This is a genomic window from Flavobacterium sinopsychrotolerans (assembly GCF_900110375.1).
GTDB classification, from domain to species: domain Bacteria; phylum Bacteroidota; class Bacteroidia; order Flavobacteriales; family Flavobacteriaceae; genus Flavobacterium; species Flavobacterium sinopsychrotolerans.
This window is the reverse complement of sequence record NZ_FODN01000002.1, coordinates 522,067-538,608: the sequence shown is the minus strand read 5'-3', so window position 1 is coordinate 538,608 and position 16,542 is coordinate 522,067. Positions and strand designations below refer to the sequence as shown.

Here is a 16,542-nt window from a genome sequence, read left to right as displayed (position 1 = left end):
CATCTAAATAGACAAATTTTATACGATACGCAGTACGAATAGATTTTAACTATATTTCTGCGTACTTTTTGCAATGCCTGTAAAATTACTGATAAAGAAAAAAATTCTTAAGTTTGGTTTAAATTTTTCTTAACTCGCCATTCAGTATTTATTTCTATATCCACTATTTCCAAGATAAATATTAATGCATAAAAAAATTCCTTAATTCTTTAGGAGTTTTTGAGTTCCTTGTGGATCATGTTAGTGGATCAGGAATTAATTATCTGAAATATTTTTCAAAAACTTTCAAAAAAAATGCGGGGAGTATGCAACAGGAACATAAATCACTGAAGTAGCTTTGATTCCCTACAACAATTAATCGGCATCAATAATTAAAATTTGTTCGTAGTAAATAATCAGACTATTTTTTTTAACACTGAAAAACAAACACTTACAATTATTTCATTGTTTTTTTGTAATTTTGAATATAACGTTTTATTGAAGTTTCAGCTTCCAAAATTTCGAATTTTTTAAAGTGTTTCGTCCTAAATTGTAGGTTCATCTAAAATAGAGCCTAGCTGTGAAGCGACAGTACCGAACGGCTTTTATCACTACATAAAAAAGCGTATTTATTTTATTATAATTTAAAAATAAAGCTATGCGAGTTCCTGTAATCCGAAAAAAAATAACATTTATCCCTGATTCAAAGAGAGTTGTCGCCCGATATTTTATGAATGGTGATCAGAGGACACAAAAAATGGTCAGCCATATTATGTTGTTGAATGAAAAACAAGTCGTAGATACCTTAGAACATACACTTCGTGAGTTTGCAAGAAGACATCGAAATATTTCAAGCATATTTTTTCGGCATTGCGAAAAAATTAAAGGCATAATCGAAGGAATGCAAATTAACTATGACAAGCTCTCATTGGAACGAAAGATGCTTATCGGATCTTACTGTACTATGGAGTATGCAATAGAATCCGCAGCCATTTTTAATCCTTCTATTGTGGAAGATTTCGATCAATCGGGTCTCGAAAAAGGCGAAAAAAGGATTATCCTTTCTTTCCGTGCCACCGGTGAAGGTCATATCTCGTCAATTGTATTTAGAAGGGGAATCCTAGATATGAATAACGATCTCCAAGTGATGAAAATTGGCAATAACATTGATAAAGCAGAAATAGTACACAAAACCTTATACAACAAAGAACGATTTTTGATAAAATTGGCAGAAATGCACACTTCTGACAAATACTCAACCCGTATTATGCAGGATCTGCCACAAGAATTTGAATATGCCATATTAAAAAGTATAGTAAATAAAGCTTTATGTGATCCAATGATTCGTCAGGAGAGGAGAACAGCACTCGAAGAAGTGATTTGGCTAGCGGATTCATTTTATGATTTACAATTCAAACACGATTCTGATATCACCGAACGTGTTATATTTCCAATATCAGATTCTGAAAGCCGTGGTATTGAAGATGCTCGTTTTGTCCGTTTTGTTGACGATGATAAATCAGATAGAGTAATGGCTACCTACACGGCCTATAATGGTCATGCCATACTTCCGAAGCTTATTTCTACTGAAGACTTTTATACGTTCCGCGTAATGCCCTTATATGGAACTGGTGCTCAAAATAAAAACCTGGCATTATTCCCTAGAAAAATTAAAGGCAAGTATGCTATGCTATCTAGAATTGATGGTGTTAACAATTACCTTATGTATTCCGATAGACCGAACCAATGGAACAATCCCGTTATCATCCAAGAGCCGCGTTATCCATGGGAATATACACAAATTGGAAATTGTGGATCGCCACTTTGGACCGATGAAGGCTGGTTAGTAATTACTCATGGTGTAGGTGCCATGAGACGATATTGCATTGGTGCTTCGCTTTTTGATCTTGATGACCCTTCAAAGGAAATTGGAAGACTTAGTGAACCCTTACTCTCACCACTGGAGGATGAACGGGAAGGCTATGTTCCTAATGTAGTGTATTCATGCGGTTCGATTATTCATAACAGCAGCCTAATATTACCTTATGCAGTCTCAGACTATTCATCTACTTATGGTGTAGTCGATTTAGTAGAATTAATCGAAGCTTTGAAGAAAAGTAAATCCTAACTTAAAGCTAAGGCGTTAATCTTGTTACTGATTTCATTGACAAGAGGTGAAATTATTTGAATAATCGTATAAAAACTTATAAAATAGCTTGTCGGTTTATAAATTTTTGGTGAGCATTACAAAAATATTCTCAATCTTTCCTACAATAATTAAATAATTTAGCCATAAAATTTAGTCTTTATTTTTAGAACCGATTCTTTCTCAACAGATTTATTTTCAAGTCAATGTATTGTAATTGAAGATCATTTTTCAACACTTCATACTCAGCTGAAAGAGATTGATTTTTAACTGAGGAATATAAAATGGCTTCCACTTTACCGCTTATAAATTTAGCTTGCGTAGTGGCTAGAGAAGCCTTAGCATACTTTTCTTTCTCCATCAATTTATGCTGAAGTTGTAAATAATTCTTTTTATTTTGTTCTTCCAATGCGACTTGTTTGTCTAACAGTTGTTTTTCCTTTTCTATGGCGAGTTTTGTCTGATCACCTGCTATTTTTGATGCACTGATTTTTTTGCTATTTCTAAAGCCATTGAAAATTGGAACGCTCAATTGCATACCAACTTGTTGGCTTTTATTATCTTCTAATTGATTGAAAAAAGAATCTGTGTTGGCATTTGCTTGTTTTATATTTTTATAATAAAAAGTAGAATACCCATAATAGGCTGACAGTACCGGATAATTACTAGCTCTTTCTAAACGAATCGACTTTAAACTGTTTTGATGATTGAGCTCGGCAAGTTTTATTTTAGGACTATACAACTCATTATCAGAATCTATAGTTCGTTCATTTAAATAAGGTTCTAATACCACTTCATCGGTCGCCACATCCGTAATATTCATCAATTGGAATAACTGTATTTTTTTAATAGCATACAATTGTTCGGTTTCCAGATTTCGGTTTTCTTCCTCCGAAAAGCTCAATTGCATATCATACAAATCACTTTGAGGTTTACTGCCAATAGTCACTTCTTTAGTTATTCTGTCCAGGTTGAATGAAGCTTGCTTGAATTGCTCTTTTTGGATTTTCAACAATTCCTGTGCGTAAAGTACTTGATAATAGCTTTCCAAAATCTGCAATTTATATTCGTTTTCTACTACTTCTTTCTCTGCTTTTACTTGCTCAATATTGATTTTATCTTTTTGAGCATTCGCAAAAGCACTAAAATCAATCAGATTCGTTCTTGCATTCAGGTAGAAATTATCATTCTGAATATTGGAACTTACTCTTCCATTAGTCGAAGGATCAATGGTGGAACCAAAATTATAGCCTTGTTCACCATATAAATTAATAACCGGTAACATTCGATTTAAAACCGAATTTTGTGATTTCTGGATTCTTTTTATTTCAAGTTGCCTAATTTTTATTTCGATATTATTTTGCAAAGCCATTTCCATACACTTTGTAAGCGACCAAGGGTTTTCTTGGCCGCTTGCTAAAGCACAAAACATTAAAAATAAAACTGTTATAACTATTTTTCTATTCATATTTTAAATATTTCAAAACATCTGTTTTTGTTGCCTGATAAGCTTTTGAAAGTACAATTACCAATGTCAAAATTAATAGTATGATGAATCCAAAAATGAATGGAAATACAGTCATGTCAATCCTAAAGGCAAAATTTTCGAGCCATTTGTTCAACAAATAATAGACCGGAAACAAAGCGATTAAAAACCCGATTGCGCAATACAAAATATACTGTTTTGATAATTCTTTCAACAAAGTATTGGTTTCAGCACCCAAAGTTTTCCGGATGGCAATTTCTTTCATACGACTTTGAATAGAATAAGAAGCCAAAGCAAACAGCCCGAAAAGCGCAATACCAATTACAACAATATTTAACAATGAAAAGAGGTTCTTTTGTTTGACGTAAGTTTCATATGTTCTAGCATACTCTTTATCAACGAAATCATATTTGAAAGGGTATTCCGTATTCACTTTAGAAGCCCATAATTTCTCGATATCGGCAATGGTATTTTCCATATCATCCCCTTTTAGTTTTACGTACACTCGACGAATGGCCGAGTAAGACATATTGAAGGAAGTAGCATGAAAAATTGTCATTGGCGGAACTTGGTCTTCTGGACTAAATAGATTGAAATCTTTTACGACTCCAACTATTTTTAATTTTTTCCCAAGCAATTCAATTTCTTTTCCTAACGGATTTTTCTCTTTCATCATTTTGAGAGCCGTTTCATTTATGATAACTGAATTAATTGTGTCACTAGCAAATTTTTCGTCAAGACCTCTGCCCTTTATGACTTTAATTTTCATCATGTCAAGCATACCAAAATCAACGGCCATATTTTGTCCTTGAAAGTTTACCTCTTTATATGCAACGTTTGAAGACATTGCACCATCACCAAACTTAACTATACCTGTCGAAGCCTGTTCAACACCTTTAATCTTAGATAATTCCCGTTTGATAGTAATATATCTATTGAATATATTTTGTAATAAAGGCGCTTCCTGATAATAGTCTGAAGCAGGAGGAGTAAATGTTATAGACATTACTTGATCTCCCTTAAATCCAAGATCTTTATTGCTTAAATAGTTGACTTGCTGATAGACAATATGAGATCCAATAATAAAAAATGTCGCAATAGAAAATTGTAAAACCAGCATACCATTGCGTAACCAAACGCCACTTTTACTTCTTCCGAAATTCCCTTTCAATACTTTTAAGGTTTCAAAATTGGAAACATAAACCGCTGGAAATATCCCTGCAACCATAACTGTAATCATAAAAATCACAAGTAATTGCAAATAAAATTCACTTCCTTTTATTATTAGTTCTTTTTCTAAAAATTCATTGTAATAAGGCAATCCTAATTCTACAATTACCAATCCCAATAAAATTGAAAACGAACTCATAAGGATCGTTTCGAAAATGAATTGACTAATAATATTGCCTCTTGATGCACCAACTATTTTACGCACACCCACTTCTTTGGCTCGTTTTATGGCATTGGCCGTAGCCATATTGACATAATTGACAATGGATAAGATGAGAATTAAAACAGATAAACCAGCCATTATCAGTAGAAACTGATAGTTGCCTCTCCCCTCTGGATAGCCATCAACAACGGAGTGTAATCTGGCTCTAGAGAGCGGTTCCAAAATAATTTTAATACGCCCATCTCTTTTAATTACTTCATCGGGGGTAATTCCTTGTTCTTTCGCATTGTTTAACGTTAACTCATTGTAATATATTTGTTCAATCTTCTTTTTGATGTCCTCTGCTTTAGAAGGATCTTTTAGTTTTAAAAACACTTTAAAATTAAAAATATCTCTTTGAACTTTATTTGAATCAAAATCCCTCCCTATCCTGTCAATCAACAGCTCTGGAGCAATAGATGAATTCCCAGGAATCTGGTAGACTGCGCGAACAACAAACATCCCATAAAATACTTTTACTTGTTTACCAATAGGGTTTTCGTCACCAAAAACTCTCTTGGCAATATCTTCCGAAATGGCAATACTAGTTTCATCTTTTAAAGCTGAAATAGCGTCTCCTTTGATAATTTTAAAAGGAAAAAACGAAAAGAAAGTACTTTGTACATTAATGATTTTATCAAGCTCTACACTCTTTTCGTTATAGTAAATCCGGTCATTTACATAATCCCCTTTCGAAAATAAAATAGTTTCAATTTCAGGATCTTGTTCTAACAAAGATTTTAATATTGGTGGTTGATTAGCTAAGACTTTACCATCAGCCATTTCAACCAATACTTGAAATATTTTTTCTTTTTCAGGATTCCAAGCGTTATAACTTTGCTCATCGTTCCAATACAGCAAAGCAAAAATCAATCCCGCAATTCCTATTGCCAATCCTAAAACATTCAAGGCAGCAAATAGCTTATTATTTTTGAGGTGGTATAAAAATATAGTTATCCAATTTTTTAGCATTATTTTAGTTTTTAGATTCCGTTACTAATACATCCACGTTCCTGTTATTAACTTTTTCTGAAAGTATCATTCCATCTTTCATCAAAATGGTTTTTTGAGAAAAAGACGCATCATAATCAGAGTGCGTTACCATCAGGATTGTGGCTCCATTGGCATGTAAATCGGTTAAAAGTTCCATGACTTCATTTCCGTTTTTGCTGTCTAGATTTCCTGTAGGTTCATCGGCAAGGATGATTTTCGGATCGTTAATTAAGGCTCTTGCCACGGCTACACGCTGTTGTTGTCCTCCGGAAAGCTGTTGTGGATAATGTTTTAATCGGTGTAAAATCCCTAATTTATCGGCAATTGCTAAAACCTTTTCCTTTCTTACAGAAGAAGAAACCTTATTGTAAATCAATGGCAATTCAATATTATCATAAACCGATAATTCGTCAATCAAATTGAAATTCTGAAAAATAAAGCCAATGTTCTCTTTTCTGGCTTTCGATTTTTCTTTCTCTTTTAGCCCAATCATTTCTTGGTTTAGCAATTGATAACTTCCATTGGAAGCGCTGTCGAGCAATCCAACTATATTCAATAAAGTAGATTTTCCGCTTCCCGAAGGTCCCATGATGGACACAAAATCACCTTGATTAATGGTTAAAGAAACTTCACTTAATGCTTTGGTCTCCAATTCTTCGGTTCTGAATACTCTTGAAAGATTTTTAATTTGAATCATACTATTATTCATTTTTTGATTGATGCTATTTTTATCTAGTTATTTATTGCTATTTCTTATTCTAAATTTAATATTTCCGCCTGTTTATAATCTTTGTACGATGACGTGATTACTTTTTCGCCAGCTTTCAATCCGCCAAGGACTTCATAATATAACGGATTTTCTCTCCCCAGTTTGACTGGTCTTCTTTCTGCCTTATTTCCGTTCGCCACAAAAATCCATTTCCCATTGGTTTCTTCATAAAAACTTCCTTTGGAAAGCACTACCGTCTTTATTTTTTCCGATAGATTTAATTTAACTCCAAAACTCAATCCTTGTTTTAAATCCAGTTTTTCAGAGGAAACAAAATCCAATTCCACTTGAAACCTTCCGTTTTTGATTTCGGGAATTACTTTGGTTATTTGAACTTCGATGACTTTGTTTTCAAAATCCACCGTTCCTTTTTGTTTCTCTGCAATTCTGTCCAAATAAAACTCATCTATATCAGCTATCAATTTATAGCCTTTCCTGTCATCAATAGAACCAATACTTGTATTTTGCGCATAGGTTTTCCCGAGTATAGGTTCAAAGGACGAAAGTCTTCCGGAAATTGGTGCTGTGATTAGGAAATTCTTTTTATTCATTCTCAAAATTCCCAAACTTTTATTGATGATGCCAATGGATTGGTTGAGTTGCACGATCTGAATTTGATTCGCCAGTTTTTCTTTTTTGACACTTTGTTTGATGATATTCATCCGCTCCTTTTGAAAACGATAGTTCTCTAGGGTCTTTTCCCATTCGTTTTTAGAAAGTATTTCTTGTTCAAAAAGTTTTTTATTTAAATCGAATAAATTTTTAGCATCAAGATAATCGTGTTCTATTGCGATCAAATCTTTTTCTAAATTTAATTCCTGATTTCTCAGATCGAGTTTGGCTTTGTTCAAATTATTAATTTGTTCGATAATCGCTGTTTCCTGTTGCATATACGCTAGCTCTGCATTAGGATTGTATAATCTAGCGAGTGGTTGGCCTTTTATAACCATATCTCCATTTTCCACAAATATTTCCTGAACGGCTCCACCTTCAATGATATTAATTAACATTGAATTTAAAGGAACGGCTTTTGCCTGAAAAGACATAAAATCTTCAAAAAAACTATTTTCAACCGTCTTAATCGTAATTTCAACTTTTTTTACATTCAAACTTCTTTTTTTGGTCGCAGAAGTAAAGACAAAATACCCGATGACTAAGATAATTGGCAAAGCGATTAAAAGATACTTATTTTTGTTAGTTTTACCTTTGATTACGGTGTCCATTGTTGATGATTTGTCTACCATAAAGGGATTTTTATGCCAATAATTTAAACTTTGTAACAGCCTTATTTTTAAGTTTTTATTTTTAATGAAATTTTAAAGGTGTTCATTATCGAACACCTTTTGTCCGAAACCGAACAGTCATGAAATCATTTGGATTCCAAATTAAAATTCAAAATGAAGAAAAATGATTCCATTTTCCAAAAAAAAACAAATATTAGCCTCGAATGAAAAAGACCAACGCCTCAATTTTAATCATAGACGACCAAGAAGACATTCTTTTTGCTTCCAAAATGCTCCTTAAAAAACATTTTGAAAACATATATACGCTCAATAATCCGAAAAATGTAGTTGAATTATTAGCAAAAAAGACCATTGATGTGGTTTTACTCGACATGAATTACAGAATTGGGTTTGAGGATGGTAAAGAGGGTTTGTATTTATTAAGAGAAATAAAAACGCTTTCACCAAAGACTGTAGTCATTTTGATGACTGCTTTTGGCAAGGTTGAAACGGCCGTGGAAGGTTTAAAAGCAGGTGCTTTTGATTATATTTTAAAGCCTTGGGAAAACGAAAAATTACTTAGCATTGTTAAGCAAGCTGTTGATAAAAGCAGGAAAGAGCGTAAGAAATCAAATGATATTGGGATTGTAGACGAATTCTTTGTTGGTAATTCAGACGTTATAAAAAAGGCGTATTCATTGGCAGATAAAGTTGCCAAAACCGATGCTAATGTTTTAATCCTTGGCGAGAACGGAACCGGTAAATTCGTGTTGTCACATCATATTTATTGCCAATCGGAGCGGAAAAATAATCCTTTTATTCATGTTGATTTGGGTTCTTTGAATTCCAATATTTTTGAAAGCGAATTATTTGGTTATGCCAAAGGCGCTTTTACAGATGCCAAGATCGATACTCCCGGACGTTTTGAGATGGCTCAAAACGGAACTATTTTTTTGGATGAAATAGGAAATGTCCCATTGCATTTACAATCTAAACTCTTGCAGGTTATTCAAACCAAAACAGTAACCCGATTAGGAGAATCAAAAGCGAGACCTTTAAATGTCCGCATTATCACGGCTACAAACGCGGATTTAAAACAAGAAGTTACCGATAAAAATTTTCGTGAAGATTTGTATTATCGCATCAACACTATGGAAATCATCTTGCCTCCATTGCGAGAACGAGACGAAGATAAAATCCCATTGGCACACTATCTCTTGCAAAAAATGATGGCTAAATACGGACGGGATGAAATCACTTTTGACGAAAAAGCATTGGAACAAATCGAAAAACATGCTTGGAACGGAAACATCCGGGAAATGGAGAACCGAATAGAGCGTGCGGTGATTCTTTGCGAGAACAATCGAATTACTGTATCGGACTTGGATTTGGAGCAAATAACAACTTACGAAGAAAACCAAGACGATATTCAACTTTCGGCTGTCGAAAAAACAGCCATCGAAAAAATATTGTTCAAGAACAACAACAATATCAGTAAAACCGCTGAGGAATTGGGATTGTCCAGAGGCGCATTATACCGACGTTTAGAAAAATATAACATCAACTAATATGTTTAAATTCTTGAAAATCTACCAACTTCTTTTTCTTAGATTAATTTTTATTCTTTCCGTTGCTGGAATTTCCATCTTTCTTTTTCAAAAAGGATTGGTGTTCACAGCTGTATTTGGTCTTTTTATGGTTTTCTTACTTATAGTAGAAATGTATTTTTATGTTAAAAATGCCTTTCTGCTTTACGACAGAACAATTGCTTCCATTTTGCAAAATGATTTCACCTCGGATTTTTCCAAACATAAATCGTATCAAAATTATTCTAACTTATTCAAGTTGTATGAAACGCTGAAAAGTAAAGAAAACGAACAGGTTTCAAAAGATATTGTGTATCGTTCTATTCTAAATAATATCGAAACGGGAATTATTATTCTGCAAAAAGATAGAAACGACTGGAATATTTTTTTGATGAATGACTATTTTTCTAAACATTTTGATGTACCAAAAGTTTCTAAATGGAAATACTTGAGAAATCAGTTGCCTTCTCTATGTGAAATTATTGAACAGCAGGATTTTCAAGAAATTAAAACGTCATTAGAAATACGTGTTAATCAGCAAGACACACAAACATTTCTGATGCAGACTTCCAGAAGTGAAATTTACAATCAGGATTATTTTATTGTTTCACTGGATTCAATTCAGAATGTAATTGAGAAAAAAGAGAAAGAAGCCTGGAGCAATTTGATGAAGGTGATCTCGCATGAGCTTTTAAATTCGATTACTCCTATTCGATCACTTTCTCAAAATTTACAAGATTTAGTTCAACAGGAAACCATTTCAGCGGAAGATTTAGATGATATGAAAAGCAGTGTTACCACAATGTTGAGACGAAGCGACCATTTACAGCAATTTGTAGAAAGTTATCGCAAACTGGCCATGTTACCTTCTCCTAAAAAAGAAAAAACAGAATTATCAAAATGGATTGAAAACAGTTTTCAAATCATGGCTTCAATCTTCAAAAAAGAACAAATACAAGTTATAAACACGATTTCTTTCGACCGCTGGCTAAATGTTGACATGCAACAAATGGAACAAGTATTGATTAATCTTTTGACTAATTGCATTCATGCCTTGACAGATACAGAAAAAAAACAGATTGTTATTTCGGCAGAAGCCAAAGAAAAGAGAATTTTTATTATGATTACCGATAATGGAAAAGGCATCGAAAAAGAAATAGAAAATAAAATATTCTTACCCTTTTTCACCACTCGTAAAGAGGGTGCCGGAATTGGTTTGACTTTATCCAAAAGCATTATAGAAGCTCATGGCGGTTATCTAGCCTACAGAAAGGAAGATGGAAAAACCACTTTCCTAATTTGTCTCGTTGATGATTAATCTAAAAACAGAAAAAATATAGGGCCACAAAACTCCATTAGAACTAATAGCGTTTTTTGTGGTCCTTACGAACCTGTTTACAAAACATTTTTCTACAGGATTTGAAGAAAATTTCAATAAAATAGCGCTTAGAAATCCTTTCTATTTCAATTTGAAAAAAGTAGTCTTGCGTTGCTAATCTTTTGTCTTAAACTTGCCCAACTGCCACAAGTGCCAAAATGCTAAAAAAAATACGGATTATGGATAACAAAACAGCTGATCTGAGTAAAATTAGAAAAGCAATTAAATTCTTTTGTAACGGAAAAAGTAAGGCATTTATAAGTCCTAACTTATCTCTTTCAAGAAATACGTTAGAGAAGTATTATTTTTATTTTGAAGTTTAAAAAATCCACCTCCATTGAAATAATTAATAAAAACTACTTTTTTATTAATTATTTCAATGGAGGTGGTCATTTTGAATTGGAATTGGGTGGTCAATATCATTGCAATTTACACACTGGCTGCGGAATTAAACGAAATTCCTGTGCGCAAATTGGTAAATAAAAATAAGAATAATAAAAAGAGGAGTAATATTTTTTCATGTTCATCTCTTTTTAATTTTCTTTATAAATTAGATACTGCTTTCTTATTTTTTTGAAGCTTTCTAAACCTTCTTTCCAGCTGTTTCTAATCTCTTCTTCAGAAATTCCTAACTCAATTTGCTGTTGTAATTTTTCATTTCCAGCTCGTATGGAAAACTTTCTTTTGTCGAAAAATTTTGATTTATCCGCAGTTGTTTGATACGCTTTAATGAGCCATTTAATTTCCAGTTTGTTAATTCTGGGTATTTCGGATAAATCCTCACCATTACATTCTACATTATTATACAAAGGCGCTTTGTCTCCAAAATTGGGTTTGGGAGTAAATGCAAAATCGCTTTTTGGTAAATAGGGCGAGCCATAAATTTGAAATTGTTTTTCAGTTCCACGCCCCATACTTACATTAGTACCTTCAAAAAGACATAGGCTAACATATAAATTGATCGATTGATCATTGGGCAAATTAGGAGAAGGCCTAACAGGTAAACTATAACTCATGCTTCTGTTGTAGTTCAGACATGGAATAACAGTCAATTTACATTGAATTCCATCTTTTAGCCATTTTTCTCCATTAATCATTTTAGCTTCTTCGCCTAGAGTCATTCCATGAAGCAAAGGAGTTCGGTGCATACCAATTCCACTTTGAAAAGCAATATCCAAAACCGGACCGTCCACAATAGCAATATTTGGATTAGGGCGGTCCATTATAATTAGCGGAATATTATTTTCAGCACACGCTTCCATTATTCTATGCATTGTAGAAACGTAGGTAAATAACCTTGTTCCTACATCTTGTAGATCAAAAACCATGACATCAATATTTTTCAATTGTTCTGGACTTGGTTTATTGTTTTTTCCATAAAGGGAAACAATCGACAGACCTGTTTTTGTATCGATTTCATCAGATACTTGCTCCCCAGCATCGGCAGTACCCCTAAATCCGTGCTCTGGAGCAAAAATGGTTTTTATCTTTATTTTTTTTTCGATCAAAAAATCAACCAAATGGGTATTATTGTCAATAATACCAGTCTGATTGGTTACAACACCAATGTTTTTACCTTTCAAAAAAGGCAAATATTGGGTATAATTCTCTGCTCCTGTTTTTATTTTTTGTGCAAAAGAAACTGTTGTAATTAATACGCAAATTAATATTAGTTTTTTCATAGAGTCAATCCTTTTATTTGTTTATTCTCCCTCATTATACTTTTTTAATTGTTTATTTGTTTCCAAATTTTTGAAGAAAAATCATCTTTATACATTAGCCTGTTGGTTCGAGAAGGATTTACACGATTGGTAAGAATAATCAAAAACTTATTGTTATTGGGATTCAAAAAGAAAAAAGTCCCTGTATACCCCGTATGCCCAAAATCACTTTTTTTATAAAAGGCATCTGGTTTTCGTTTATCAAAACCAAGCCCTCGATAAATTCCTTTTTTGGCAAGAGGAGATTTTGTAAACGCTGCAACAACCTTTGCTTTTAGAATTTGTTTTCCATGATACTTCCCATTGTTAAGTAACATCTGGCAAATTACCGAGATTGATGCTGCGTTTGCAAATAAGCCTGCGTTTCCAGAAACTCCTCCTAAAATGGCAGCAGCCTCATCGTGTACAAATCCCTTAATGGTATCTTTCCTAAAAAAATTGTCAATTTCGGTTGGTATTACATTTTCCTCAGAAGTCCATTTCAACGGATTGTATCCAATTTTTGAAATGCCTAATTCGCTATAAATTTCTTTCGCCAGTTGATCCAGTGTTATACCAGTTTTTGCCTCCATCATTTGTTGTACAAGAATCAAATTCAAATCACTATACAAGTAGTTGCCGCGAGGATTGTTATTAGCCAAAGCTATTCTTCCATAAACCGTTTTATAAAACTCAGGATTTAACCACATATTTTTATAAATCTGAACATAATTCTCCTTTGGTTCAAAAGCAAGGTATTTTGTATCGTAAACAATGTTTTTATTTACATACATAGCATCAAATGAATTAGGATAACCAGCCGATTGTTGATTGCTTAACAAAGGTGACCCATCGGTTGTAGACAGCAAGCTTTGATAAAAAGTAATCCCAGATTTTAGTCCACTAGTATGGGTTAGTAATTCAAAAAGGGTTAAATCGGCAATAGCCGTATTTTTGTAAACAGCAACTACCTCTCCTAATTTATCTTCTAAATTTATTTTATCCTCTCCAACCAAACGCATTGCTACAAGGGTGGCTCCTAAAACTTTAGACATAGAAGCCAAATCATATACGTTATCTGTTTTAACTAATTGCTTTTTTGAGGTGTCATGATAGCCATAATTTTTTAATATAAAAACAGAATCTTTACTCCCCACAACAATCTGAGCTCCCGGAAAAAATCCTTTTTCCAGCGCATTATTCATCATTGAATCGATGTAAACTTCCTTTTGTTTGGTATCGAAATATTTTTTTGAATTCTTTAGGGAGCGACAACCGATTCCCAAAGAAATCAAAAAAACAAGTGTGAGTCTAACTGTTATCTTTTTCATTTTTTTTAAGGATTAATTCTCAAATCTTGGGCAGCCATAAGAGATTCGTTGTTTGTCCCTGTGATCATGATCCTAACTGCCTTTACTGGTTGTTTTGGATAAATTGATGCGTTTCCGTAATCAAAAATATCTCCTTTTTCAAAATCTACACCGTTATATGAATATTCAACATAACCATCATTAACAATAAATCTTGGGTGGTGGGGAATTCCAGTTAACACATCAATTTTAGAAGAAGCAACAGGTTTTGTGAAAGTGTATAAAATCCAGTCACCACTTACACATGGAACATCGGTACGCAAATAAGTCTCTATGTTATAATCCTCTAATCTTGAAAGTGGAAATTTAGGGTTTTCAGCCATCGATGAGGTAACTTTCACTTCAGGTTCCTGATACGGTGAACAATTGAAATTTACCTTAGCAGAAGATTCTTTTGCTTCTTTATTATCAACAATAAAATCCAAACGATAGTTATTTTTTTCGTTGTAATTTTCAATCAAAAACCGCAGGCGTGGTTTTGATTTCAGTGTTTTTTCTTCTGGATATGTTTGTATCAATTTATCATTTTCAAAAAGTGAAACTGTTCTAACGATCCCACTAGTGGCTGCATCAGTTGTAGGATTAAAAGTTAGGTACCAAATCCCATTTTTATCAACATTTTCGGAAATATTCTCCGAAATAGTCAACGTTTCAACTTGAGATGTATTCCAACTTGCAACTGGTAGTTTCTCTACTTTTACAGCAGGACTTGCTGAATCTTCATTAAAAAAAGTACGGAATCGGTATTGCTCGTAACTCTTTGTTTGAATTGGGTTTGTATATAAAGGCGATAGTATTGTAGGTTCATTTCCTTGCGCATCATAGCGTACAACAGCCCCTTCATAAGGCTGTGTCACTGTAATGATCCCGCTTTTATAAGTTGCGGAAGGTGGAAAATCCCTGAAAGCAATTCCCATATTAACCAAACGCTGTAAATGACTATTTGTTAATCTTCCATAAAAATCATCCCAGTTTTTATCTTCTTTTTTAGACCAAGCAATTTCTGATAAGGCACTAATTCTTGGATAACTTTGGTATTCCATAAATCGTGTTGGACGGTCAAGATACTCGCTCCATAAAGCACCTTGAACTCCTTTTATCAATTTTTGCTGCTCGGATGTTAGATCGTTTTCAGGAATGGGTTCAAACGAATAAACTCTTTTTGTATCTGTAATGGCAGCCCAGCGATGACCACGTTCATTTTCAGATTGTGCCATATCAAAATAAGTATATTGCCCAGGAATCATAACTGTTGGATGTCCTTTTTTAGCAGATTCTATTCCGTAACCTATGCCTTGCCATGCAAAAATTTCTATATTTGGATTCATCTCTCCTCCTTTAAGTATTTCGTTCCAACCCGCAGTTTTTCTGTTGTATTTTTCTACGATTTTTTCAACACGCTTAAAGAAATAATTCTGAAGTTGAAAAGTATCTGTATACCCTTCTTTTTCCATCAAAGCTTTACATTTTGCGCATTGTTCCCAATTAGCTCTATTAACCTCGTCTCCTGCAACATGGATGTATTCAAAAGGAAACATTTCCGTAAACTCTCTAATAATAGAATCTAAAATTTGATAATTTTCTTCACGACCTACACACCATACATTTTTTACTTCTCCTTGAACACTTTTTGTTTCCTGAGTTGTAACACAACCAATTTCTGGATAAGCGGCCGTTACTGCACGAGAATGTCCCGGGATTTCAATTTCGGGCATAATAGAAACTCCACGATCTGAGGCATAGGCCACCACTTCTTTGATGTCGTCTTGAGTATAATAACCACCATACCGCTTATTTCCGGAACCGTATGATGGTAACAATACTTCTCCTGGGCCTCTCCAAGCTCCTTTTAAAGTCAAATCTGGCATTGATTTGATTTCGGCTCTCCAACCATTATCATCTGTAAGATGCCAATGAAAAATATTCATTTTATGTGCTGCCAGCCAGTCAATATAATTTTTGACCGTTTGTTTATCAAAAAACTGTCTTGAAACGTCAAGCATCATTCCTCGCCATTCAAAACGAGGATAATCTTCTATTTTCACGACTGGAATTGTTCCTTTTTGCACCTCTTTTGCGGAGCAGATTTGTAATAAGGTTTGAAAACCATTCAGAACTCCGTTTGGAGATTTCCCTTTTACACGAACTCCTTTTTTAGTTACAATCAATTCATAACCATCATTTGGAAGATCTATTTTTTCATCTACCAGAAATAATATTGCATTTTTTTTATGCTTGTTTCCAATAGAGAGTATCGGAACAATACCTGTATTTTTTAAAAAATTGCTTCCTATATAATCGGTACTTTTCTGTAATTTTTTATCAACAATAATTTGCACCGATGAAGGAATTACAAACACTTCTTCTTTTTGTTCTATTTTTACGGGCTTTGGAATTATATCCAGTTTCTGAGCTTGTAACGCATTCAAGGAAATCAAGAAAACTGCAAGTAGTAGTATACTTTTTTTCATCTTTTTATC

10 protein-coding genes are annotated in these 16,542 nt (G+C 33.5%); 3 read left to right on the top strand and 7 right to left on the bottom strand.

Going from position 1 to position 16,542, the window contains the following annotated elements; all coding sequences use genetic code 11:
* Positions 1–637: 637 nt before the first annotated feature.
* Complete coding sequence (locus BMX64_RS06500) at positions 638–2,107, top strand: glycoside hydrolase family 130 protein (protein ID WP_091168729.1); 1,470 nt, start codon at positions 638–640, stop codon at positions 2,105–2,107.
* A 184-nt stretch (positions 2,108–2,291) separates the two neighbouring features.
* Here BMX64_RS06500 and BMX64_RS06495 read toward each other — a convergent pair whose 3' ends face one another.
* Genes BMX64_RS06495 through BMX64_RS06480 form a run of 4 tightly spaced genes read right to left on the bottom strand, consistent with a single transcriptional unit; the run spans position 2,292 to position 8,049 of the window.
* Complete coding sequence (locus tag BMX64_RS06495; protein WP_091168725.1) at positions 2,292–3,593, bottom strand: TolC family protein; 1,302 nt, start codon at positions 3,591–3,593, stop codon at positions 2,292–2,294.
* Positions 3,586–6,015, bottom strand: coding sequence for an ABC transporter permease (locus BMX64_RS06490; protein WP_091168721.1), 2,430 nt, complete (start codon positions 6,013–6,015; stop codon positions 3,586–3,588). The genes BMX64_RS06495 and BMX64_RS06490 overlap by 8 nt, the downstream gene beginning before the upstream one ends.
* Before the next feature lie 4 nt (positions 6,016–6,019).
* The gene (locus BMX64_RS06485; protein ID WP_091168717.1) at positions 6,020–6,733 is read right to left on the bottom strand and encodes an ABC transporter ATP-binding protein; all 714 of its coding nucleotides are present in this window, start codon (positions 6,731–6,733) and stop codon (positions 6,020–6,022) included.
* Positions 6,734–6,789: 56 nt separating this feature from the next.
* A complete protein-coding gene (locus BMX64_RS06480) occupies positions 6,790–8,049 on the bottom strand; it encodes an efflux RND transporter periplasmic adaptor subunit (protein WP_244273240.1) in 1,260 nt (419 codons plus the stop codon).
* A gap of 203 nt (positions 8,050–8,252) precedes the next feature.
* Here BMX64_RS06480 and BMX64_RS06475 point away from each other — a divergent pair, with 203 nt between their 5' ends.
* Together BMX64_RS06475 and BMX64_RS06470 are read left to right on the top strand one after the other, a co-directional pair.
* On the top strand, positions 8,253–9,596 hold the full coding sequence (locus BMX64_RS06475; RefSeq protein ID WP_091168712.1) for a sigma-54-dependent transcriptional regulator: 1,344 nt from the start codon (positions 8,253–8,255) through the stop codon (positions 9,594–9,596).
* Between the two features lies 1 nt (position 9,597).
* A complete protein-coding gene (locus BMX64_RS06470; RefSeq protein WP_091168708.1) occupies positions 9,598–10,932 on the top strand; it encodes a sensor histidine kinase in 1,335 nt (444 codons plus the stop codon).
* Positions 10,933–11,525: 593 nt separating this feature from the next.
* Here the strand turns inward: BMX64_RS06470 and BMX64_RS06465 are convergent.
* From BMX64_RS06465 to BMX64_RS06455, 3 genes are read right to left on the bottom strand one after another with little or no spacing between them, the layout of a single operon-like run.
* The gene (locus tag BMX64_RS06465; protein ID WP_091168705.1) at positions 11,526–12,674 is read right to left on the bottom strand and encodes an exo-beta-N-acetylmuramidase NamZ family protein; all 1,149 of its coding nucleotides are present in this window, start codon (positions 12,672–12,674) and stop codon (positions 11,526–11,528) included.
* 44 nt (positions 12,675–12,718) lie between these two features.
* Positions 12,719–14,023: a serine hydrolase domain-containing protein gene (locus BMX64_RS06460; protein WP_091168701.1), complete on the bottom strand. Its 1,305-nt coding sequence runs from the start codon at positions 14,021–14,023 to the stop codon at positions 12,719–12,721.
* A 5-nt stretch (positions 14,024–14,028) separates the two neighbouring features.
* On the bottom strand, positions 14,029–16,533 hold the full coding sequence (locus tag BMX64_RS06455; protein ID WP_091168697.1) for a beta-N-acetylhexosaminidase: 2,505 nt from the start codon (positions 16,531–16,533) through the stop codon (positions 14,029–14,031).
* Positions 16,534–16,542: the final 9 nt, after the last annotated feature.